This is a genomic window from Actinoplanes sp. NPDC051343, assembly GCF_044455125.1.
Taxonomy (GTDB): domain Bacteria; phylum Actinomycetota; class Actinomycetes; order Mycobacteriales; family Micromonosporaceae; genus Actinoplanes.
Genome location: NZ_JBITEL010000002.1, coordinates 24,047 through 46,525, shown reverse-complemented (window position 1 = coordinate 46,525; position 22,479 = coordinate 24,047). Strand labels below are relative to the sequence as shown.

At 72.0% G+C, this 22,479-nt stretch carries 16 protein-coding genes and 1 pseudogene; 6 read left to right on the top strand and 11 right to left on the bottom strand.

The features are described from left to right. Nucleotides 1-184 precede the first annotated feature (184 nt). On the top strand, nucleotides 185-511 hold the full coding sequence (locus ACIA5C_RS06950; RefSeq protein ID WP_396052137.1) for an STAS domain-containing protein: 327 nt from the start codon (nucleotides 185-187) through the stop codon (nucleotides 509-511). Here the strand turns inward: ACIA5C_RS06950 and ACIA5C_RS06945 are convergent. Continuing rightward, the gene (locus ACIA5C_RS06945) at nucleotides 508-1,251 is read right to left on the bottom strand and encodes a GNAT family N-acetyltransferase (protein ID WP_396053087.1); all 744 of its coding nucleotides are present in this window, start codon (nucleotides 1,249-1,251) and stop codon (nucleotides 508-510) included. The two genes, ACIA5C_RS06950 and ACIA5C_RS06945, sit on opposite strands and share 4 nt — an antisense overlap. A 210-nt stretch (nucleotides 1,252-1,461) precedes the next feature. On the opposite strand from ACIA5C_RS06945, the gene ACIA5C_RS06940 reads away from it, so the two are divergent. Beyond that, nucleotides 1,462-2,388, top strand: a complete 927-nt coding sequence (locus ACIA5C_RS06940; protein WP_396052135.1) for a patatin family protein — start codon at nucleotides 1,462-1,464, stop codon at nucleotides 2,386-2,388. After that, nucleotides 2,385-2,834: pseudogene (locus ACIA5C_RS06935) on the top strand (GNAT family N-acetyltransferase); the annotation flags it as partial. The gene ACIA5C_RS06940 and the pseudogene ACIA5C_RS06935, both read left to right, overlap by 4 nt. Before the next feature lie 219 nt (nucleotides 2,835-3,053). Here ACIA5C_RS06935 and ACIA5C_RS06930 read toward each other — a convergent pair. Next, on the bottom strand, nucleotides 3,054-3,530 hold the full coding sequence (locus tag ACIA5C_RS06930) for a GNAT family N-acetyltransferase (protein ID WP_396052134.1): 477 nt from the start codon (nucleotides 3,528-3,530) through the stop codon (nucleotides 3,054-3,056). Between the two features lie 49 nt (nucleotides 3,531-3,579). On the opposite strand from ACIA5C_RS06930, the gene ACIA5C_RS06925 reads away from it, so the two are divergent. Beyond that, nucleotides 3,580-4,140, top strand: coding sequence for a TetR/AcrR family transcriptional regulator (locus ACIA5C_RS06925; RefSeq protein WP_396052132.1), 561 nt, complete (start codon nucleotides 3,580-3,582; stop codon nucleotides 4,138-4,140). Here ACIA5C_RS06925 and ACIA5C_RS06920 read toward each other — a convergent pair. From ACIA5C_RS06920 to ACIA5C_RS06890, 7 genes are all read right to left on the bottom strand, one after another. Then, nucleotides 4,100-8,149 (bottom strand): trypsin-like peptidase domain-containing protein, encoded by a 4,050-nt coding sequence (locus ACIA5C_RS06920; protein ID WP_396052131.1) that lies wholly within the window; start codon nucleotides 8,147-8,149, stop codon nucleotides 4,100-4,102. The two genes, ACIA5C_RS06925 and ACIA5C_RS06920, sit on opposite strands and share 41 nt — an antisense overlap. A 24-nt stretch (nucleotides 8,150-8,173) precedes the next feature. Next, the gene (locus tag ACIA5C_RS06915) at nucleotides 8,174-8,515 is read right to left on the bottom strand and encodes a CU044_2847 family protein (RefSeq protein WP_396052129.1); all 342 of its coding nucleotides are present in this window, start codon (nucleotides 8,513-8,515) and stop codon (nucleotides 8,174-8,176) included. A 44-nt stretch (nucleotides 8,516-8,559) separates the two neighbouring features. Next, nucleotides 8,560-9,549, bottom strand: coding sequence for a hypothetical protein (locus ACIA5C_RS06910; RefSeq protein WP_396052127.1), 990 nt, complete (start codon nucleotides 9,547-9,549; stop codon nucleotides 8,560-8,562). After that, nucleotides 9,546-10,775, bottom strand: a complete 1,230-nt coding sequence (locus ACIA5C_RS06905) for an MFS transporter (protein ID WP_396052126.1) — start codon at nucleotides 10,773-10,775, stop codon at nucleotides 9,546-9,548. Before ACIA5C_RS06905 ends, ACIA5C_RS06910 begins: the two co-directional genes overlap by 4 nt. 7 nt (nucleotides 10,776-10,782) lie before the next feature. After that, nucleotides 10,783-11,631: an alkaline phosphatase family protein gene (locus ACIA5C_RS06900; protein WP_396052124.1), complete on the bottom strand. Its 849-nt coding sequence runs from the start codon at nucleotides 11,629-11,631 to the stop codon at nucleotides 10,783-10,785. A 64-nt stretch (nucleotides 11,632-11,695) separates the two neighbouring features. After that, the gene (locus ACIA5C_RS06895) at nucleotides 11,696-12,202 is read right to left on the bottom strand and encodes a pyridoxamine 5'-phosphate oxidase family protein (RefSeq protein WP_396052122.1); all 507 of its coding nucleotides are present in this window, start codon (nucleotides 12,200-12,202) and stop codon (nucleotides 11,696-11,698) included. Between the two features lie 20 nt (nucleotides 12,203-12,222). Continuing rightward, nucleotides 12,223-12,846, bottom strand: coding sequence for an ATP-binding cassette domain-containing protein (locus ACIA5C_RS06890; protein WP_396053086.1), 624 nt, complete (start codon nucleotides 12,844-12,846; stop codon nucleotides 12,223-12,225). On the opposite strand from ACIA5C_RS06890, the gene ACIA5C_RS06885 reads away from it, so the two are divergent. Continuing rightward, nucleotides 12,796-13,362, top strand: coding sequence for a hypothetical protein (locus ACIA5C_RS06885; RefSeq protein WP_396053108.1), 567 nt, complete (start codon nucleotides 12,796-12,798; stop codon nucleotides 13,360-13,362). The genes ACIA5C_RS06890 and ACIA5C_RS06885 overlap by 51 nt on opposite strands. Before the next feature lie 34 nt (nucleotides 13,363-13,396). Here the strand turns inward: ACIA5C_RS06885 and ACIA5C_RS06880 are convergent, their stop codons facing one another. Together ACIA5C_RS06880 and ACIA5C_RS06875 are read right to left on the bottom strand one after the other, a co-directional pair. After that, complete coding sequence (locus tag ACIA5C_RS06880) at nucleotides 13,397-17,713, bottom strand: hypothetical protein (protein ID WP_396052120.1); 4,317 nt, start codon at nucleotides 17,711-17,713, stop codon at nucleotides 13,397-13,399. Beyond that, the gene (locus ACIA5C_RS06875) at nucleotides 17,706-18,080 is read right to left on the bottom strand and encodes a hypothetical protein (RefSeq protein ID WP_396052118.1); all 375 of its coding nucleotides are present in this window, start codon (nucleotides 18,078-18,080) and stop codon (nucleotides 17,706-17,708) included. Before ACIA5C_RS06875 ends, ACIA5C_RS06880 begins: the two co-directional genes overlap by 8 nt. Nucleotides 18,081-18,285: 205 nt before the next feature. Between ACIA5C_RS06875 and ACIA5C_RS06870 the strand changes: the two genes are divergently transcribed. Then, nucleotides 18,286-22,407, top strand: a complete 4,122-nt coding sequence (locus tag ACIA5C_RS06870) for an AAA family ATPase (RefSeq protein ID WP_396052117.1) — start codon at nucleotides 18,286-18,288, stop codon at nucleotides 22,405-22,407. Nucleotides 22,408-22,479: the final 72 nt, after the last annotated feature.

Below are 22,479 nucleotides of genomic sequence, written 5' to 3'. Positions count from 1 at the left end.
CGGTCCTCGGGGGATGACTGCACCGGCCGCAACCGACAACCGCAACGCGGGGCGCCGCCGGGCGCCGGTCGCCGTATGCCTTGACCGTGAAGAACCTGACCAACACTCAGGTCAACTTCCAGGGCCGCTACGCGGTGCTCGTGTCGACCTGCAGCAGTGGCGGGCCCGGGGTATCGTCTGGCGAATGCCGAACGACGGAATGATCTCGTACGAACCGGCCGATCCCGACGGACTGGTCGTGGCCACCCTGACCGGTGAGCTCGATCTGGACCGCGCCGACGACGTGCGCGACAGCCTCGCCCGGGCCGCCACGATTCCCGGCTGCCGTTTCCTGCGGGTCGACGCGAGCGGCCTCGGCTTCATCGACTCGTACGGCCTGGGTGCCCTGGTCAGCGCCCGCAACTCGGCCGCCGCCGAGGGTGTCACGTTCACGCTGGCCGAGCCGTCCCCGCCGGTCCGCAAGGCCGTCGAGGTGACCGGCCTTGCGGACGTGTTCGGGTTGCCGCGCTAGAGCCGGATGTAGAGGCGCCGGCCGGCCGGGCGGAAGCCGATCCGCTCGTAGACCCGCCACGAGTCGTCACCCGACGCCTCGAGCCAGGCCAGGTCGGCGCCGGAGTCGAAGATCCGCCGGGCCAGCCCGGCGGTGATCGCCCCGCCCAGGCCCTGCCGCCGGTAGGGCGCCCGGACCGCGATGCCGCCGATCTCGGCGACCCCGCCGTTCGGGGGCACGGCCTGACCGCCACCGGCGCAGGCACCGTCGCCGGCGACCCCGATCAGCGCGAACCCGCCCCGCTTCTGGAGCCGTTCGATGCTGTCGATGTCGGCGTCGGTCACCTCGAACTCACCCTCGAACGCCTCGCCCTGAGCGGCGACCATCGCCGCCCGATCGGGGCGGGTGACCGGCTCCCGGACGTCGAAGGCGGTCGCCGGTACGACGAGGGATTCCGGTGTGCAGGTCAGGAACTCGTGCCGCTCCTCGACCGTGAAACCGGCCGCGAGCAGCAGCGCCTCGAGGTTCGGCGCGCAGTTCACGACGTACTCCAGGCGAGGCCGCCGATGCACCGAGCGGAACGCGTCCACCAGGCTTTCGACGTCGGCGGCGGTGATCTCCGCGCCCGGCCGCGGTGTGGCGTAGTTGATGTTGGGACTGTCGGTCGCCGGGTCGATGCCGAGGATGAACGGCCCCGACTCGACGGGCGCCGGGCGGCCGGCGAGGTTGGCGACGACGGACTGCTGGATACGAAGATCCACAGACAAGGTTGAGGGTCCTTTACGACATGAGGAATGGAATCACGACAAGACGTCGGACCGCCGCGACAGGCGGCCACTGGGCGCACCCGTGATCACAGGCTTCATTCCCTCATGCAGAGAACCAACTGGAGACCTCACGATAGTGGCTTGCACCGCAAATGCGAAGGCCGGGTTGACTCTCACAGCGTGTCAGGGCCTTTCCTGAATGACGTGGAAGAGAACGAAGCCGTCCTGGGGCTGCTGCGCGACCGCCTCAAGCAGGGCAGCGCACCGGGCAACCGCAGCGACGACGCCCGCCTCGCGCTGCTGATCGAGGGCGGCAGCTCGCGCGGGGTGTACTCGAGCGGCATGACCGTCGCGATCGAGCAGATGGGGCTGCTGCCGCTGTTCGACGCGGTCTACGGCAGCTCGGCCGGGGCGCTGAACGGGGCGTGGCTGCTGTGCGGGCGGGCCGGGAGCACGATCCACGCGTGGTGGACCCCGGAGATCATGCGGGGCACGATCGACGTGCGGCGGGCGCTGCGCGGGCAGCCGGTGGTGGATACGCGGTTCCTCGTCCAGACCGTCTACACGACGCTGATGCCGATGGATTTCGACGAGATCCTGGCGAGCCCGGTCGAATTCCACCCGCTGGCCACCGACGCGCTCACCGGGCGGTCGGTCGATCTGCGGCCGGCGGTGAAGAACCGGGCCGCCCTTCAATCGGCGCTGCGGGCGTCGACGGCCATGCCGCTACTGGCCGGCGAACCGGTCGACGTCGGCGGACGGTTGTACGTCGACGCCGGGGTGAGCGAGGCCGTGCCGGTGCGGACCGCGATCGAGGACGGCGCCACGCACCTGGTCGCGCTGCGGACGCGGCGAACCGACGAGACGACGCGCGAGCCCGGGCGGGCCGAGCGCCTGGTGTTGTCGCGCTGGTTCGCGCGCAAGGCCCCCGGGGCGGCCGCGCCGTGGCGGGACCGGGTCGCCCGGCGGGCCGAGGAGGAACGGCTGCTCGCGACCCATCCGGCGACCCTGCAGATCCGCCCGCCTGTCGGCAGCACACGGATCGGCCGCACCGAGCGCCGGCCCGGCCCGATGCGCGCCGCCGTCGACACCGGGATCGCGGCCGGCCTCGAGGCGTTCGGTGCGCTGTGACGCTCACCCTGCGGCCGATCCGGCCGGACGACGCGGCGGCCCTGATCTCGCTGCACGGGCGGATGAGCGAAAACACGCGCTACCTGCGTTTCTTCACGCCGTGTCCGCGCGTACCGCTCACGCTTCTGCACCGCTTCGTCAACGTCGACCATCACTCCCGCGAGGCGTTCGTCGCTCTTTGCGGTACGCGCGCGGTCGCGGTCGGACGCTACGAGCGGCTGGGCCCGGCCGAGGCCGAGGTGGCTCTGGTCGTCGAGGACGCCTTCCAGGGCCGGGGCATCGGCTCGATGCTGCTGACCCGCCTGGCGACCGCGGCCCGGGCCAACCACATCGAACGCTTTGTCGGCACGGTGCTCCCGGAGAACACCGGCGTCCTGCGGTGGATCAGCGGTTACCCGGTCGAGCGCCGGTTCGCCGACGGGCTCGTGAGCCTCCAGTTCCCGCTCGGCAGCCCGCAGCCCGCACCCTGAACAGCCCGGCGATCATCGCCCCGGACACGGGGCGGAATGCAGAATGGCCGGGTGTCCAGTCTCGCTCCGGTCATCGCGATCGCCGGCACGGGCACCGTCAGCGTGTGCGGGAAGGCGTCGCGTCCACGGTGGACGGTGCCGTCGCCATGACGGCGGCGGCCGTCGGGCGCCATCGAGGGCCGGGGCGCTGCGGCCTCAGAGGTCGGCCACGTAGGTCTGGCCGACGACCGGCACGCCGAAGCCGTCGTGCGGTGCCGAGCCGGTCAGCTCGAAGCCCCGCGACAGGTAGATGTGCCGCGCCGCGACCAGCGGATCGGTGGTCCACAGCCGCATCCGCCGGTAGCCGGCTCGTCGGGCGAAGGCCAGGCAGGTGTCGACCAGCGCGCCGCCGAGGCCCAGCCCGCGGGCGGCCGGTGTCACCAGCAGCACCCGGAGTATCGCCGTGTCGTCCTCCTCGGCGTCGACGCAGAACACGCATCCGGCGCGCTGCCCGTCGACCTCGGCGATCCAGGCGTTCTCGCGCTTCGGGTCGTGGCCGGCCGCGTACCCGGCGACGATCTGCGCGACCAGCGCCTCGAACCGCGCATCGAACCCATACTCCGCCGCGTACAGCTCGCCGTGTGCCTGGATCACCCAGCCCAGATCTCCCGGACGGCCCAAAACCCGGATCATCGCCTGAACCCCTCACTGAAACGATCGTTTCAGTTGGCATACTAGCGGCGTGCCGGACGGTCGCAAGGAGGAGTTGCTCGAGCTGGCGTACGCCTACGTCCGTGCGTACGGCCTCGCCCAGCTGTCGCTGCGCCCGCTGGCCGCGGCCATCGGGTCGAGTCCGCGCGTCCTGCTGTTCCTCTTCGGCAGCAAGGACGGCCTGGTCCGTGCCCTGCTGGCCCGCGCACGCCGCGACGAGCTGAGGCTGCTGGCCGAGACCGGCCCGGCCGACGGCCTGCCCGAGGCGGGCGCCCAGCTCTGGTCGTGGCTGAGCGACCCGGCCCACCGCCCGCTGCTGACCCTGTGGGTCGAGGCCTACGCCCGCTCGCTGATCGAGTCGGACGGGCCCTGGGCCGGCTTCGCCGCCGAGACGGTCGCCGACTGGCTCGAAGTGCTGGCCCGGGCCCAGCCGGCCGCCGGCCGCAACTCGGCCCGGGCCGCGGCCGAGCGCACCGCCGTGCTGGCGCTGCTCCGCGGCGCCCTCCTCGACCTGCTGGCCACCGGAGACGTCGCCCGCACCACCGCCGCGGTCAACTCGGCTCTGGCACCGAGCCCTCGATCATCAGCATGACCACCGCCCGGCCGGTCGCGACCGCGATCCCGCCGGGCACCGCGGTCAGCGCCGAGACCCCCTCGAGCAGCGTGAAGGGCTCGCCGGCCGGGCGCCGGCTGACCGGGTCCCACAGCCGTACGGTGTGATCGTCGCTGCCGGAGACGAGCAGGGTCCGCCCGTCCCCCATCCGCACCGTCCCGAGCACGGCCACCTCGCCGGCATGACCGAGCAGCGGCTCCCCGGCCGGTCGGCCGGTCTCCGGATCCCACAGCCGCACCGTGCCGTCGCGGCCGCCGGAGGCGACCAGCGTCCGCCCGTCGGCCGCTCGGATGCCGGTGACCGCGCGCACGTTGTCGGTGTGGCCGGTCAGAGGGTCCCCGACCGGCAGCGAGTCGACCGGGTCCCACAGCCGCACGGTGTGGTCGCCGCCGGCCGAGGCGACCAGCGTCCGCCCGTCCGTGAGACGGACCGCCGCCACCGCGAACACCGAACCGGTGTGGCCGGTCAGGAGCCGGCCGTGCCGGCGCCCGGTGGTGAGTTCCCACAGCGCCACGCTGCGATCGAAGCTGCCGGAGGCGATCAGGGTTCGTCCGCCGGCCAGCCGCACCGGGGCCAGGGCCCGCACTTCGCCGCCGTGACCGAACGACCGGCCGGCCGGTTCCCCGGTGGACGCATCCCACAACCGAACCAGGCGGTCGCGGCCACCGGCGGCGATCAGGGTCCGCCCGTCCGGCAGATGCACGACGGCCAGGGCCCAGATCGCCTCGCCGGTCCTGATCAACGGTTCGCCGACGGGTTGCCCGGTGGCGGGGTCCCACAGGCGTACGGCGGCGTCGTCGCCCGCGGAGGCGATCAGGGTGCGCCCGTCGGCCAGTGGCACCGAGTCCATGGCGATCACCTGGGCGGAGTGGCCGGTCAGGGGACGACCGACCGGCTGCTCGGTGGCGGGGTCCCAGAGCCGCACGGTCCGGTCGGGTCCGCCGGAGGCGATCACGGTGCGGCCCTCCGGGAGGCGTACGGCAGCCAGGGCCCACACCTCGGCGGTATGGCCGGTGAGCGGTTGGCCCACGCGGCTGCCGGTGAGCGGGTCCCACAATCTCACCAGATGATCGTCGCCGCCGAACGCCACCAGCGTCTTGTCGTCGGCGAGCGGCACGGCGGCTACCGCGACCACCTTTCCGCCGTCGCCGGTCGACAGCCGGCCGGTTGCTCGTCCGGTGAGCAGGTTCCACGACAGCACGGTGCCGTCGCCGCTGCCGGAGACGATCAGGGCCGGCGGCACCGATGTCAGGGAGGACACCTCGCCGACGTGGCCGATCAGGGGTCCGCCGACCGGCCGGCCCCCGGCGTCCCACCGGCGGATCATGCCGTCCCCGCTGCCCGACGCGATCAGCAGCGCCCGGCCGCCGGCCGACCGCAGCGCGCACACCGCCTGCACCTCGTCGCGGTGGCCGGCCAGCGGATCGCCCACGGGCTGCCCGGTCGCGGGATCCCACAGGCGTACGGTCTGGTCCGCGCCGCCCGACACGATCAGCGTCCGTCCGTCGGCCACCGGCACCGCGTCGACCGCACGCACGGCGCCGGTGTGACCGGTCAGCGGGTCGCCGACCGGCTGACCGGTCGCCGGATCCCACAGGCGTACGGTGCCGTCCCCGCCGGCCGAGGCGACAAGCGTCGGGCCGCCGGGCAACGGGACCGCGGCCACCGCGAACACGAAGCTCGTATGACCGAGCAGCGGCTCGCCCACCGGCCGCCCGCTGGTGGCATCCCACAACCGCACGCTGTGGTCGAAGCTGCCGGAGGCGAACAGCGCGTGGCCGTCGGCCAGCGGTATCGCGGCCAGCGCGCGCACCGGCCCGTCGTGTCCGGTCAGCGTGATGTGCGGGGTGCCGAGGCTGTGTGCCCAGAGCGGCCGCATGAGTTCGGCGGTGCGGTGCAGAAATCGCCGGCCGAGGTCGTCGAGTCCGAGGTGGGCGGCACTGACCGCGAACAGTCCGGCCCGTGGTGACGGCGGCAGCGCGTGGGCGGCCGGTCCGGCCCGGAGGACGACCGCGGCCTCGGCGGGCGACGACCGGAGCCGCCCCACGGTGGCCATCAGCGCGGCGCCGTCGGCCCCCAGCAGGTAGTCGTGCTCGGTCAGCAGCTCGGGCAACCGCCCGGCCGCCCACGCGTGGTCGGCGGCGTGGGCGAGGGCGTACGCGTCGGCGCGCGCCCATCCACCCTGCTCGCGCACCTGCCGCAGCGTTGCGTCGAGGAGAACTCCCTGGTCATGGCGCTGGTCCCGGCCGGCCAGGAGGTGATCGGTGAGCGCCTGGTGGAACAGCCGGGTGACCGTGCCGCCCGGCTCGGTGGTGGTCTGCAGGAGGTAGTCGGCGAAGGCGGAGGCGCGCAGCTCGTCCAGTTCGGCCTGCCCCACCGGGTAGCCGAGGGCGTCCGCGAACAGCCGCCACACCGCGTCGGTGATGCCGGCGCCGGCGCCGTAGGCCAGCGCGACGTAGGCGCCGCGCAGCCGCTGCCGGTCGGCTCCCGGACGGTCGCGGAGGGACCGGTTCAGGAACTCCTCGAGGGCGTCGCCGACGCTGGACGGGATGCCGGCGGGCGTGAACCCGGCCGCCCGCGGATCGACCACCTCGTCGCGCTGGCCGAGGCCCGCGGCGTTCAGGCCGGCGATCAGGTAGTTGCGGGCGGCACGGTCGGCGACGACCGCGGCCAGCGCAGCGCGCAGCGGCTCGTCGTCGCGGTAGTGCTGCCAGGCTCCCGGCCCGGGATATTTCTGGCCGCGCTGGGCGAGCAGATCCCCGACCAGGTCGCGCAGGTCGGAGATCTCGAAGTAGGCGTCGCCGTCCAGGTCGACCAGGTTGCCGGCCGCTGGACCGTGCACGCCGAAGCGGCTGAGCAGGCTCGCCTGGGCGTAGGGGCCGCTCGGGGACAGCGCCCGGGTGGCGACGACGGCGCGGATCCAGGGGCGGCGGGCCAGCGTGGTCAGCAGCTGCGCGATCGCCTGCCGGTCCTCGCTCCCGGCCGCCTCGTCGAGCGCGTCCACGACGATCACCCACCGCTGACCGGGGTCGGACTCGCCGATCCGGTCGACATCGCCCATCAGGGCGTCCACCGTCGAGTCGTCGCCGTCGACCAGGTCGGCGAGGGCGGCCCGGAACGTGTCCGCGCGGGCGGCGCGAGCGTGGAACAACAGGCCCGACCAGCGCGGGCCGCTCGCCTGGCCGGCCACCCGGTCGCGGAGCACGAGCGCGGACCGGGCGACGACGGCCGACTTGCCGGCCCCGGGCGGTCCGGTCACGACGAGCACCCGGCCCGGCGGTTCGGGGCTGGTCAACCAGTCGCTCACCCGGGTGAGCGCGGCCGTCCGGCCGCGAAACAGGTCGGCGGTATCGCTGTGGCCGCGAGCGCGGGACGCGAAGTGGGTCTCGGCCTGGCTTCCCTCGACGAGCCAGGGCAGCCGGTCGAGGACGCCGTGCCTCAGCAGCAGGGGCAGCGGCAGGTAGCGGTCGAAGCGGCCCGGCTCGGACCCCTCCTGCAACAGGCCGACCAGGCGCCCGGTGCGGCTGTCGACCACCGGACCGCCGCTGTGCCCGGGCCACGACCCGGCGTTGTCGGTCCAGGCCAGCTGGACCAGCCCGCGGGCGGTGGGGCCGGCCACCGTGAAGGACCGCCACACGCCTTCGAGGGTGCGGTCGGCTCCGGGATAGCCGATCAGCTGCACCTCGGCGGGCGGCCGGGCGCGGCCGGACAGTGTCACCGGCTCCGGCAGAGGTTCGCTCTCCGGCTCGGGTCGCAGGACGACGGCGTCGACCGTGGCCGCCTCACCGGCCGGCGAGGCCCGGACCGCCGGGCGTCCCGGGAACGAGATCCACACGGGTTCCGCGAGCGACCCGTGCGCCGCGACCACGTGCCGGCAGGTCAGCAGCCGGCCGCCCTCGACGAGCACGGCCGTCCCCACCGGGGAGCCGTCTCGTTGCCGCCGCACCACCGCGGTGGCGGCGACGACGACCTGCTGCCAGCTGGGCATGACCGGGACCGGCGGAAACGGCGATCAGCGGCCCGCGGCGGGTTGCCCGGTGGCGGGTTTGTTCTTCCAGGTCGCGGTGACCTTGATCGTCGCCTCGGCCTGGTTGCGGGCGAAGAACCACGCGTTCAGCTCGCCGGCCACCTTCACCCCGAGCTCCACCGACAGCTCGTCGGGCGACATCGCGGCGCGCATCGACTCGGCGACCTGCCCGGCGGTCCTGGCCACCCCGGCCAGGCGGTCGCTCAGAGCGCCTCCGTCCTCCGTGCGGAAGGAGCCGGCGCCACGCAGCGACACCAGGTCGGCCTCGGCGGCCTCGAACAGCACCGACGTGCCGTCGTCCAATTCGTACTGCACGAGATCCGCCATCTCAGCCCCCACCCCGTTCCGCGTTCCGTTGCCGACCCATCTTGTCAGGACGCGGCCAGCGACGCAGGCGACTCGGCATCGGGAATCAGCTTGGTGGGCGCGCCGGAACCGTCGGCGGGCACGGACCAGACGTCGGAAGCCTTGGTGCCGCGGCGGACGGCGTACATCACCTCGGCGTTGCCCAGCCAGGCCGCCTGGTCGTCGACGCTCCGGGTCTCGGCCAGGGCGGTCCGGTGCATGGTGGCCAGGTCGAGAACCGACAGGCGCCAACCCTTGGACGGGTCACCGTCCCGGGCGGACTTGAAGGCGATCCGCGTGCCGTCCGGCGAAAGCGAGGGGCATTCCACATTGGAAACCAGCGTGCGGACGGTCCGGGCGGTCACGTCGCCCACCACCAGATATCGGCGCCCGCCCGTCGACATCGTGGCGTAGAAGGTGCGGTCGCCGGCGAACGTCACGCCCCAGAAGTTGAGGTCGGCCGCCCGGTAGGGCCTGCCGTTCAGCGTGACCGCGAACGTCTCCAGCGTGTCGACCGTGTCCCCGGTCACCGTGTTGATCATGCCGACCCGGGTGGAGAACCTGCCGCCGTTGTAGCTGTCGCCGGTCACGAACACCGTCCAGGCCAGCCAGTGCCCGCTCGGCGACACCCGCGCGCGGTTGGGCACACCGACCAGCGGATAGGTCTGCACCTCTTTCAGGCGGGCGTCGAGGACGGCCAGCTGGTAGGTCGCCAGCGGCCCGTCGGGCCGCAGGCAGATCACAGTTCCGGCGGCGGCATAGACACGGTTGCAGGCAACCCCGCTTACCGTACGCGGGCCGGGCCGTTGCCCGGAACCTACGGTCGCGACCCGCCCCATCGACCCGGGGTCTGTGCTGCGAAACAAAATTCGTGGCCCGGGCGAGGCGTCGACCGTCGTCGCGGCGACCGCGGGCGCCGAACCGCGGTGACCGGCCACCACGACGTAGCCGACCGCCACCAGCAGGAGCAGGACGGACAGTCCGGACGCGAGCAGCACCCGCCTGCCGAGATTCATCGCGCGGCACCCCCCGTACGCAGGAGAAGCGCCGCCGAACCGCCCAGGGTGACCACCCCGGCGACCGCGAATAATTGGATCGCGCCCGTCGCGTCCCACCACGACCAGGCCAGGCCGAAGAGCACCGACGACACCAGGTAGGCCAGTGCCTGACCGGTCTGGATCAGCGCGAGGCCGGTGGTCCGCAGGGCGGCCGGCAGCAGCGGCCCGGCGAGCGCCATCAGCACCCCGTCGGTGGCGGCATAGAACACCCCGTACAGAAAAAGGACCGTGAGCAGCGCCGGAAGGCCGCCCCACGAAGTCGTCAGAAACAGATAGACCATCGCGAGGGCGGCGTAACCGCCGAGAAAGACCGGCGTGCGGCCGATCCGGTCGGCCAGCGTGCCGAACGGCACCGCAAGGACCAGATACGCGAGGCTCGTGCCGACCGCGAGCAGCGGAAACCAGCCGGTGGACAGGTTTTCCCGGCGCTGCAGCAGCAGGTACACGAATCCGTCGCCGATCGTGCTCAGACCGAGCAGCACGGCGCCGAGCAGCAACGCGCGGATCGGCGCGATCTTCAGCAGCGCGGCGGCGGCCCGCAGATCGACCGCCGTCTTCGCCGAATCGTCGCGGTGATCCCGGACCACGAGCACGAGAACCAGCACGCCGATCGCGGCGATACAACCGCTCACCACGAATACGGCGTCGAAGGCCTGTCCGGAAGCGGCCAGTACGGCGATCGCCACCAGCGGCCCGGCGAAGGCACCCGCGCTGTCCATCGCCCGGTGCACGCCGAACGCGCGGCCCAGGTCGGACGCCGGCGTCGACAGGGTGATCAACGCGTCCCGGGGCGCGGTCCGCAGTCCCTTGCCGGCCCGGTCGGCCACGATCGCCGCGCCGAGGGCCGGCACGCTCGTGCCGGCCGCGAGCAGACCGGCCTTGGCCACGGCCGAGATGCCGTAGCCGAGGCCGGCGATCAGCTTGCGGCGCTGCGCCCGGTCGGCGACATAGCCGCCGACCAGGCGCAGCAGGGCGGTCGCCCCCGTGTAGAGCCCGTCCAGGACGCCGTAGACCACCGGCCCGAGGCCGAGGCCGACGACCAGGTAGAGCGGCAGGACGGCCGAGACCATCTCGCTGGAGACGTCCGTGACCAGGCTGACCGTCCCGAGCGCGAGCACGTTGCCGGCGATGCGCTTGGTGCGGTCGAGCGTCCCGGCCGGGCGTTCGACGGAGGCGAGGTACATGGCGCGATCAGTTCCAGACGTCGGTGACCGGGGAGACGCCGGCGGCGCCGCCGATCGCGCCGAGGCCGTACGCGGACTCGATCGTCCGGAGCACGGTGTAGTGGGTGATCTTCTCCGAGTAGGTGCCCGGGTTCACGTGGGCGCCGGCGAACGTCGTGTAGATATGGTTGAGCGACAGCGAGTTGTCCTCGTCGAACGTGACGATCAGCAGGCTGTTGTGCGTCTTGGCCCACTGGGCGTACGAGTCGAGGTGGCTCTGCAGCCAGCTGTTGCCGGTGCCGATCGAGCAGTCGTGCATGTCGTTGCACATGTTGGGCGTGACGAACGAGACCGTCGGCAGCGACGCGTAGTTCGTGCTCGCCGGGAAACTCGCGTAGGTCAGGTTGACGCTTGCCGAGTTGTTGCTGAAGTCGACCCAGCTGTTGTGTTTCCGCATGTACGTGCCGCTGGAACATCCGGTGTAGCCGTTGGACGGCATCGACTCGGAGTAGCCCTTGAAGGTCAGGCCGGCCGCCGTCAGCTGGTGGGCGAGGTTCTCGGCACTGAACGTCTTCGGACAGGAATCGCTGGTCACGCCCTGCGTCGAGCCGGAGAGCAGCGCGATGTAGTTGGGCTGGCTGGGGTGGGTGATCGCGTAGGACTGCGAGAAGCTCGCACCCTGCGAGGCCAGCGACCCGAAGTACGGGGCGCTGGACGAGGTGATCTGGGAGCTGGCCTTGTTCTCGAACATGACGAGAACGACGTGGTCGAACCGGGGGACGCTCGTGGCGGCCCGGGCCTGCGGTGCGGCGGCGGTCAGGCCGGCGCCGATGAGGACGAAGGTCGCCGCGGCGACCGTGAAACGCCGTACGGACATGAGGTGATCCTCATCAAGATCCACAACGGCGGCGAGCCTCCCGGGTGGACACCAGATGAAGAATTCAAGTCTGTCTATCGATGCGGATTCGGTGGTCCTTGGCGACGCCGTGCAACAGGCACGGCTGCCTCGGCTCGCGCGGACACAGCACCCAGACGTCGCTCGCGGTCGCCCGATAGAGGCGGTACGGGGATGACCCGGTCACGTCGTCCCGGGTCAGCGCGGCCCCGCCCCGGTCCGCGGGCCCCGGGAAGATGATCAGCCCGCGCTCGAGGTCGTCACCCGCCAGCTCGCACGCCACCCCGGCCGCATAGAGCGCCCGGCCGTGGTAGGGCTGGACGCTCGAATCGAAGACCACGACGCTGACCGCCGGCCGTTCCCGCACGTTGCGAGAGTGCAGGGCGTCCGACTGCGAGCACCAGTAGAACTCGCGCAGACCGTCGGCGGCGAAATAGACCGGCGACGTCCAGGGCCGGCCGCCGGAGTCAGCCGTGCCGAGAGTCAGAAACGGGTTGGCATCGAGCAGCGCGCGCCCGTGATCCGCGAGATCGTCAGTATTCAGGTCACCCACCCGCCGTCCCGCCTCGAACCTCAGCCACGATCACCCATGGCGGCCACCGTAGGAGACGACGTCGGCCCGGCCGGAGCCCACGATATCCCCGCTTTCCGGAGTGGGACGACTCGCGAGCATGCGTCCATCACGTCCTGGTCGTGTGTGGCGATGACGACCGTCTTGCCCGCGCGGTTCAGCTCGGTGAGCAGGCCGAGCACGATGTCGCGGTTGGTGGTGTCCAAGGCCCCGGTCGGCTCGTCGGCGAGGATGACGTCGCAGGGCTTCAGGAGAAGCCGCGCGACCGCGACCCGTTGCTGCTCGCCGCCGGACAGCGAGAAGACCCGGCGTTCCTCGATCCCGGGAAGGCCGACATGCCGCAATGCCCCGGCGATGCGCTCCTTGCGGGACGGGCCCCGCCCTGCATACGTCAGAGCGATGTCGAGGTTCTGCTTGACCGACGCATCGTCGATCAACGCGAAATTCTGGAACAGATATCCGATGTGATGCCGGAGCTGGCGGTTCGCGGCCCGGCCGCGCGGGCGGGGCGCCGGCCGCCCGGTGCCTTGTCCGAGGGATGGGCCTGCTTCCGGACCCGGACGTGGATCTGGTCGGTGACGCTGGCCTTCGCCGTTTTCAACGCGACCACCATGGGGTTCTGGCAGGTCCTCGGCCCGGTCATCACCAGCGACACCGTCGGCCCCCGCGGCTGGGGACTCGCGCTCAGCGCCCGCGGGGCCGGGGCGCTGCTGGCCAGCCTGATCCTGGTGAAGTTGCCGATCATGCGGCGGCCGATGACGCCGGCCCTGCTCTGCATGGCGCTGGCCACCCTCCCGCTCCTGCTGCTCGGCGCGGGCGTACAGCTCGCCTGGCTCATGGCGGCCACGTTCGTCGCCGGCATCGTCGCCGAGTTCTTCACGGTCGTCTGGGTGACGGTCACCAGCACCCACATTCCGGAACGTCTGCTGTCCCGGGTGGGCTCCCACGACGAGTTCTGGTCGTTCCTGTCCCTGCCCGTCGGTCAGGTCTCCGCCTCCGCCCTCACGGCGGTCGCCGGCACGACGACGGTCGCCTTCGCCGGCGGCGGCCTCGGAGCAGCGGCGATGCTGCTGGCCGCACTTGTCCCCTCGCTCCGCCGCATCGAGATCAGCAACGGAGCCACGGCGGACTCCGCGCACTGATTCCCGCCGGCCCGGGTCGCGGGCCCCGGCACGATCAGTCGCAGAAATGCGGCTTGGCGCTGCCCGGCTCGATCTGGTGCCATTCGGTGTCGTTCATCGGTGTGCCGACGCTGCGGCAGACGCCGTTGCGCACGGCATGCGGATCGGTGTCGAAGACCTGGAGACGGCTGTCCGAGCCGGTCGTGACGAGAACGCTGCCGGACCGGTCGGCGCCGACGGAGAAGACGGGCCCGCTGTGCGTCGCGAGGCGCGCCCACGGAACGGGATCGCCGACAGTCCAGATCCAGGTCAAGGAGTTGTTGTCGGCGGCGGCGATCCGGTCATTGCCGAGCCAGGCGAGATCGAGCACCACGGAGTTGCCGACGGCGAGCAGTTGCGGTGCCCGGCGGGGATGGTCGGCGTCGACGATGCGGACCCGTCCCCGTTCGTCGCCGATGGCCAGCCGGTGCCCCTCGGGGGCGAAGCGCACCGAGTGGACGAACGAGTCGTTGCCGTCCACGGTGCCCACCTGCGGCATCTGCGGCGTGTCGGTGCGGTACAGCCGGACCTCGCCGTTACCGCCTCCGGCCGCGATCAACCGGCCGTCGGCGCTGAAACTCAGGGCCGCGACGTCACCGCGGCGGTCGCGGTGGCTGGCTACGAGTGCCGGAGCGTGGGGCCGGGTGATGTTCCAGACCCGTAGCGTGCCGGTCAGTCCGTCGTCAGGCGGGGGAACGAGCTCACCTCCTGCGGCGAGCAGAGTTCCGTCCGGGCTGAAGGTCACCACGTAGCTCTTGGGGGCCCGTTCTGTGCCGAGCACGGCAGTGACGAACGCGGGCCGTGCCGGGCGGGTCACGTCCCAGAGGTCGATTTCCCCGCTCTCGATCGGCACGGCCAGCAATCGGCCGTCCGCCGAGAAGGCCATGCGTTGGATCGGCGCGTCGTACGCCCTCGGGAGGTCGGCGGCGTGAACCGGTGACCGGTCGGCGCCGATGGTCCAGAGCCGGACGGTGCCGCCGATGCCGCCGGTTGCGGCGAGCTTGCCGTCGCCGGAGAGCGTGGCCAGGACCGGTCCCGGCTGCCCGGTGGCGACGTCCCGGCCGGGTCGGTGCCAGACCCGCAGGATGCCGTCCTGACCGCTCGTGGCCAGTGACTGTCCGTCCGCGGTGAACCGGACGCCGTGCACCGAGGCGGGGTGCGGCAGCGATTCGGGGGCCACGGCGCTCCCGTCGGTCGGCCAGAGCAGCACGCGGCCGTTGTTGGTCGCAGCGGCCAGCGTGCCCGAGTCGGGGCTGAACGCCATCGCATAGACGACGTCCTGAGGGCCGGTCAGCGTTCGCATCCCCGAGAGTCGGCCGGCCTGGGTGATCGCCCAGAGCCGCACGCCGGCGTGTGCGTCCGCGGCAGCCATCTGTCCGCCGTCGGGGCTGAACGCCACCGACTTCGCCGAGAAGGTGAATCCGGGCGGCCCGTCGGTTACGGGGCGGGGAGTCGTCCCGGTTCCGAGCCGCCACAGCCCGATGTTCCCGCTGTCGAGTGCGCCGGCCAGAAGGTCGTGGCCCGGCTGGAACGCGAGCGAGTTGATGCCGGAATTCAGCTGCCGCTGGGCGGGGTGCCGGGCCGGGTCGTCGATCGGCAGGATCAGGAGCATTTCCCGTGCGCTGCCGGCGGCCAGCCGGTGGCCGTCGTCGTCGAACGCGAGGGCCGTGACGGCCCCGCTCGGGTGCGGCTGGGGCAGGCGCAGAGGTACGAAGGTGGCCGGCCCGGTCAGGCGCCAAGTGTGGATGACCCCGTCTTCGTCGCCCGCGGCAACGAGCGTGCCGTCCGGGCTGACCGCGACGCTTTCCATCGCATGGCTCGCCCCGGTGAGCGACATGCGCAGCACGGGCCTGCGCGAGTCGGCCATGTTCCAGACGTTGGCCGTGCCCTCCGTGCCGGCGGTCACCAGCACGCGGCCGTCCGCCGAGCTGGCGGAGGAGAACGACTGCCGGGAATGGTCGGCCAGCCTGGTCACTTCGGGTGCGGCCTGCGTAGCCAGCAGGCTGGCGCGGGCGTCGGCGCTCGGCGTGACGGCGTATCCGGCGACGGCGAGTTGCCGGCCCAGTGCCGGATCGTTGGGCATCAGCTGGGCTGCCTGCACGGCTAGGGCCTTCGCGGTGGCGTCGTCGCGCTGGCGGCGGTTGATGACGCCGAGCCCGGACGAGACGGCGGTGAGGCCAAGCAGGACGACGGCGAGGACGGCGAGGACGGCGCGCTGAAGGCGGTGGTAGCGGCGCGAGGCCGCCAGGAAGCGGTGAGAGCGCTCGCTCAGGTCGGCGGGGCCGCGGTGGCTGTTCGCCATGCTGACCTCGAATGCCGCCAGCCGCCGGCCGCGGTAGAGCCGGTCCCGGCTGGGACGCCGGTGGTACTCGTCGGCGTCGGCGTCGATGCGGGAGCGCGCCCGGAACCATTCCCGGTCCTTATTGATCAGCTTGTTCACGCGGGGCCAGGTGGCGATGAGCGCCTCGTGGGCGAGCTCGACGGTCTCGGTCTCAGCGGTGCCGTCGCGGGAGACGAGGCGCTGATCCGCGAACTTGCGGATGACCTCCTCCATCGCGCCCGGCGCGTCCCCGGGGCGGTCGAGATCGGCCCGCCGCACCCGCCGCCGGGTCTGGGCCGGCTCGCCCGCGGTCTCGTACTCCCCGACCAGGTCGAGCAGTAGCCGCTCGGCGAGTGGCTGCTGGGCCGGCGCGAGGCTGTCGAACGTGTCCTCCGCGGTCCGTTTGAGCGCGTCGCGGATACCGCCGACGGCGTGGTAGACCGCCGTTGTCAGCACCTGGCCGCCCTTGACCTGCTCCCGCCGCTGCCAGGTCCGGTGGATCGCGCTGGCGATGTGCGGCAGCGCGCCGGGGGCGATGGTCCCGTCGCGGCCCAGCGCGACACCCGGGTCGGCGTCGGCGGTGATCGCCGCGATCAGGCCTTCCTCGATGCCGAGCCCGGCTTTGCGGGCCGGTTCGGCGACGATGTCGTACAAGGAGGACAGCGGCAACGGTCCGACCACGAGCAGGCGGCTGAGCGCCTCATGCAGGGCGGGATAGGTCATGCAACGCCCGACGTGATCTCCCGAGACCACCAGGAGCACGAGCATGTCGGGCCGCGCGGCCGCCGTGGTCACTGCTTCGATGAAGGAGTTCCGTTCGCCGGGGTCCATCTCGCGCGTGAACAGTTGCTCGAACTGGTCGACGACGATGACCAGCGGGCCGGCGACCGCGGCGGGTCGGCCGCTGTCGCCCTGTGTGGCCCGCACCAGCGCGGCCCATTCGGTCATGGGTGTCCGGCCGGGTGTCATCACCCATTGACGCCAGCCGGCGGCCGCCGGCGTAGCGAGCCTCCCGTCCTTGATGGCCGGCAGCAGACCGGCCATCACCAGCGACGACTTGCCGACACCGCTCGGCCCGGTGATCGCGTGCAGGCCGAGGCCGCCCGGACGCCGGTTCAAGCCCGTCAGCAACTCCGCGATCGACGCGTCACGTCCGAAGAACAGACGGCGATCGAGCGACTTGATGGGCAGGAGGCCGGGGTACGGGCACGCCTGATCATCCCAGCCCGGCTCCGGCCTGCCCGCCACCGGAAGACGCGGTTTCGGGGCCTGGTATCTCGGGTTCGGCGCGAGCACGCGTGTCCCGAGGCCGTCCTCGCTGTGCTGACGGGGTGAAGGCACGCCCGGGCCGCCGAGCCGCTTCTGCAACGCGTCGAACAGGCCGTTGAGGGTGAAGGACGGCGGACCGTCGAGAACCCCGTCGGTCAGGATCTCGACGATCGTGGTGGTCAGGACCGGCCCGGCCGCGCCGATCAGAGCCTGTTCGTCGTTGTCCGCGGCGGCGATCACATGGGTGCCCTGCACGGAGCTGAGGTTGAACCCGGCGTCGGCGGCCCGGCCCGGGGCCTCGATCGCCCGGCCGCTGTAGCAGCAGTCCAGGATGATCAGGGTGGGCCTGGTCGGGCTGAGCCGGCGCGGGGCGGTCGCATCCCGGACTTCGGTGTAGTCGAGCGCCGTACGCGGCAGGCTACGGGGCTCGGTGGTGGATTCCGCGGTCGCCAGGAAGAGCCGCGGGGACGCCTCGTCGGTCGGCACCCCGTGCCCGATGTACCAGACGATCAGCGGCCCATCGCCCGCGGCAGCGCGGTGCAGACGGTCACTGACTACCGACGTGACCTCGTCGACCACGATGTCGATCTGGTCGGGGGTCAGTCCGCATCGCGTGGTGAGGCACTCGGCGGCCGCACGCAGGGCCGCCTCGGCCGTGGGCAGATCGGGCAGGCCACTACCCGGCCGGTGGCGCGCAGTCACGATCAGCAGCGCCCGCGCGTTGGGCGTCGCGAAGTCAAGCATCGTCCACCGAACCCTGCTCGACCGCCCGGCTCATCGCCGCGACCAGCGCGGCGAGGGCCTCGGCGTCCATCTGCCGGATATCGACGCCCTTGAGCTCGAATCTCTTCGCGCCGGCCACCACGGACAGGGTCATCACCGTCGAGGTGCTCCGGAGCCAGCCGAGTACCTGTGCGACGACGACCGTGCCGACCCCGCCCGCGCCGAGCACTACGGACAGGAAATCCAGCACCCCCGCGCCCAGATGTTCCGCATCACCGGGGCGGTGCACCAGCTCCACCCGGTCCGCGCCGGAGTTCGCGCGAAGTTGAGTGGCCAGCCGGCGCAGCGCGTCGGAGGAACCCTCGACAAGCTCAATGTGCAGATCCACAGAAAATCCTCCTCGTCACTACCGGTTAGTCTGCGACTGTCCGGAGTCACCGGGACGATCTCCGGACACCGGGCATTCGCGCTGGTAGATGCGCTGGTAGATGCGCTGGTGGTGCACCTCGTGCCGCCGGACGGGCGCCGACCGTACGTTGGCGGGCCCCGGAGCGCGAGTTACGGTCGAGCCAATCCACACGGACGGCGAGGCTATGACTACCGAGAGCAGCTCCGCGCTAGAGCAGTTCTGCCGCTCCCTCAATGCCCTGCGAGAAGCGTCCGGCCTGTCCTATCGGCAGCTGGCGGACCGCCCGGACGCCCCGCGTGCGCGAGCCACCATCAACGACATGCTCACTGGCAAGATCACCAAGCCGCCGGACCGGGAAGTCGTCGAATGGCTGATCACCACCATCGCCAAGCTCGCTGACGAGCCGTCCGAACTACCCGGTCGCCGTGAGCTGCTGCGACAGTACGAGCAGCTCGTCGCGCCGACGCCGGAGGGCGCCGACATCACCATCCGCGTCGACCGCGACCGGACCACACTGCAGACCGCCGCCGCGGCCGCGATCGTGCAGACGCACGACGGCATGGGCACCCGGCTGCCGATGATGTTGCAGGAACTGGAGCGCGGACGCCGCCGCGCCGAGCGGATCGAGGACCGCCCGTTCGTGCCGACGGCGTCCGGTGACCGCCGACCGGCGGCCGTCTGGGCCGGACAGGTCGGGATCGAGATCGGGCGCCGCTTCCTGGCGGGCGCGATCGGCAGATCGCTGCGGCGGGCCCTGGGCGCCGAACGGCGAACCACCATCGCCCTGACCGTGACCGATCCCGATCTCGCGGCACTGCCCTGGGAGTCCGCGGTGATAGCCGGCACCGACGGACCGTGGTGCCGGCACGACCATGTGCTGCTCTATCGGCAGGTCAGCGCCGGGGCACCGGACGAGGATGAGTCACCCGTTCCCGGCCCGTTGCGAATGCTGGCGCTCATCGCCAGTCCGCCCGTGCGGTCCGGCCTGTCCGGCCTGCATGAACAGGGCCTCGCCGCCGTCGGCGAGTCGGTGGAAGCCGCCCGCCGCGAGCGCCTCGCGATCGTCGACGAGCCGGTGTGGAGCGACCCGGCCAGGCTGCACGACCAGCTGGCCGCCAACCGCTACCACGTTCTCTACCTGACCTGCCCGGCCGACCGGGACGGCCTGCTGTTCGAGACAGCCGACGGCCGCGTGCAGAACGTCGGGCCCCGCCGGCTCGCCGACGACATCCTCGGGGCAGCGCCACCCGTACCCTTCGTCATCCTCCGGACCTTCGCCATCGATCCGGGAACACAGGTCTGGCCGATGGTGCACGACCTGGTCCGCCGGCTCTGCGCCTCCGGCACCTGCGGGGTCCTGGTGATCCCGGCCTCGATGTCGCACCAGGAAGCGGTCCGGTTCACCGCGGCGATGTTCACGTTCGCCGCCCGATACCCGGCTCGCACGATCATCGACGTCGTCAGCCATGCGCGGCGGCACGAACAGGACGACCCCTACGGCGAACCACGGCTCTTCCTGACCCCGCAGAGTGTCCGCCGGATCGTGGTCGGCCCGGACGAGCACGAGACACCTCAACTGGCTCCCGCCCCCCTGGCCGGGCTGCCCACCCGCCGGGCCGGCGACTTCGTCGGACGACGCGACGAGCTTCGCACCATCCTCGGTGCCCTGCAGGGACCCGGGTCGGGAGTGGTGGTCACCGGCATCGGTGGAATCGGGAAGTCGACACTGGCCGTGCAGGCAGTGCGCATTCTCGGCCCGGCCAAGGCCGGGGTCGTCGTGGTCGAACAGGGCTCCACCTCGATCGAGGAGATCCTGGCCGCCCTGGCCGCGCGGTTGCGGTCATGGCAGACGAATCAGCACACCCCCGCGATCACCGACCGCCTCGTGACCCAGCTCGGCAACACCCGACTGGTATGGCAGGAACGGCTGCGACTGGTCGCCGAGCACGTGTTGCGCCTGACACCGGTCACGCTGCTCCTGGACGGATTCGAGCAGAACCTCGACGCGGGCGTCGCCAAGGCCGAGCTCGGCGCGTTTCTCTCCGCCTGGGTCCAGCTCTCCGAGTCCGCACGGCTCCTGATCACCAGCCGACACGAGATAGATATCCCCGAGCACGCGCGTCCCTGGGTGACCACGTTGCGTCTGGGCCCGCTCACCCTCGCCGAAGCCCGGCGGCTGGCCTGGCGCCTGCCCGCCCTGGACGCGCTCGATCCGGACGACCTACGCGCGGCCATCGCCGCCGTCGGCGGCCACCCGCGCGCGCTGGAGTACTTCGACGCCCTGCTGCGAGGCGGCCAGTCGCGGTTCCTCGACGTCCAAGCTCGGCTTCGGCACGTACTGACCCAGTATCTGCATCTGCAGGATCCGGAGAGCTGGCTCGCCCACGGCTTCAGCGATCCCGCCCACACACTCACCGAGACCATCGCGGCCACCGCCGGTGACGTCCTGCTCTCTTCGCTTGTCGATCACCTCGGTGACGGATCGGCGGCCCGGGAACTTCTGAACCGGGCGTCGGTGTTCCGCCAGCCGATCGACGACGACGGCCTGCTCGCCCTGATCGACCACGATGCCGAACAGGCACGCACCACGCTCCTCAATCTGGGTCTGCTGGCCGAGGTACCCGCCGAGCCCGGCCTGCCCGGCACCCGGCGATGGCTGGTGCACCGCTGGACGGCCGGCACCTTGGCCGGCTACATGGCGCCGGCCGCGCTGCGGGACGCGAACGACCTCGCCGCGGCGTACTGGCTGTCCCGGGTCGAGCGCGGCGACCCGCCGGCCACCCCGGAGGCGACCACCCAGCTGGCGGCGGCGCAACTGGAGGCCGCGTACCACCTGCTGGAAGCCGGCCGGGAGCTGACGGCGGCGTGGGCCATCGACTTGGCCTGCGGCCAGCTCGACGTACGAGGCGGCTTCAGCTGGATCCTGCAGGTCTGCCGGGAGGCCGCCCAGCGGCTGCGCGGACAGGGCGAAGCCGAGGCCGTGGTGGCCGCGCGGGAAGGGACCTCGGCCGCCCGGCTGGCGCTCTACGACGAGGCGCTCACCTGCCTCACGCAGGCGCAGCAGGTACGGCAGCAGCAAGGCGCGACCGAAGGCCTGCCGGCCAACCTGGCCAACCTGGCCACGATGCACCAGCTCTTCGGCGAATACCCGGCCGCGCTGGATCGATATCGCGAAGCGCTGGAGAAGTTCGGCCCGGGCGACGACGACACCGCCATGGCCACGATCAACTACAACCTCGGCAACCTTGCCCGGCGCCGCGGCGAGCTCGGCATCGCGCACAGCTGCTATGCCCGGGGACTGCGCGCCGGCGAGACCCCCGGACACGCCAGCGCAGGCCGGTTCCGCGCCGAAACCCTCACCGACCTGGAACTGCTCACGTCATCGCCGACGATCGACCCTGACGCGCCCGCGGCCGGGCTTCCCGAATGGGATCTGGCCCGCACCGAGCGGGCCACGCACGGCACCGGCCGCCCGATACGCAATCTCGTCCTGCGTCACCGGGGGGAATATCCCGCGGCCGAGCAGCGTCGGCTCCACTCCCCCTACGACAGTCCGATCCGGATGGTCTCGGTCGGATCCGGGCACTGCAACCTCGGCATCGTCGCCCAGACGCTCGGTGACTTCGCCACCGCGGCAGAGCACTACGCGACGGCACGCCGGATCTTCACCGATCTGCATGATCAGGGCCGCCTGCCGATCGTCGTCCACAACGAGGCGACCCTCGCCCAGCTCCAGGGCGACCTGGCGACGGCGCACGCCCGCCACGATGAGGCCCTGGCGCTGTTCACTGAACTCAACGACGTGGCAGGCTTCTCCACCGGTTACCACAACCTCGCCGCCGTCGTGCACTGCGAAGGAGAGTACGACCTGGCCGAGGACCTGTACGGACTCGCCGACGAGGCCTACCGGGACCTGCACGACCCGATCGGCCGGGCCGGCATCGCGGCCAATCGCGGCATGCTGCGTGCGGCACGCGGCGGTCGCGATGAAGCGAACGAACTCTGCCTGCACGCCTGGCATGTCTTCTGCGGCGTCGGCGACGTACTCAGCGGTGCCGCCGTCGCCAGCACCATCGGTCTGCTGCGCCTGAACGGGGGCGCCCCCGCCGAAGGTGTGCCATGGAGTCTGCGGGCACTGCTCACCCGGACCCAGCACGACCTCGGTGAAGCGGCCGTGGACGCCGACGCGCTCGCCCGGCAGCGCGCGGCGGTGGGGCGGCGAGGTTTTCCCCGCCTGCTGAGCCGCCATCTCCCCGATGAGGCCGTGGTCGAGCTCGACCGGCTCATCGGCGAGCGTCCCGTATGACCGGAGCGGTCAGTTCGAGGCCGGCCAGCTCGGACGGGTTCCAGCTCGGGACGGGTCAGTCGGGACGGGTCA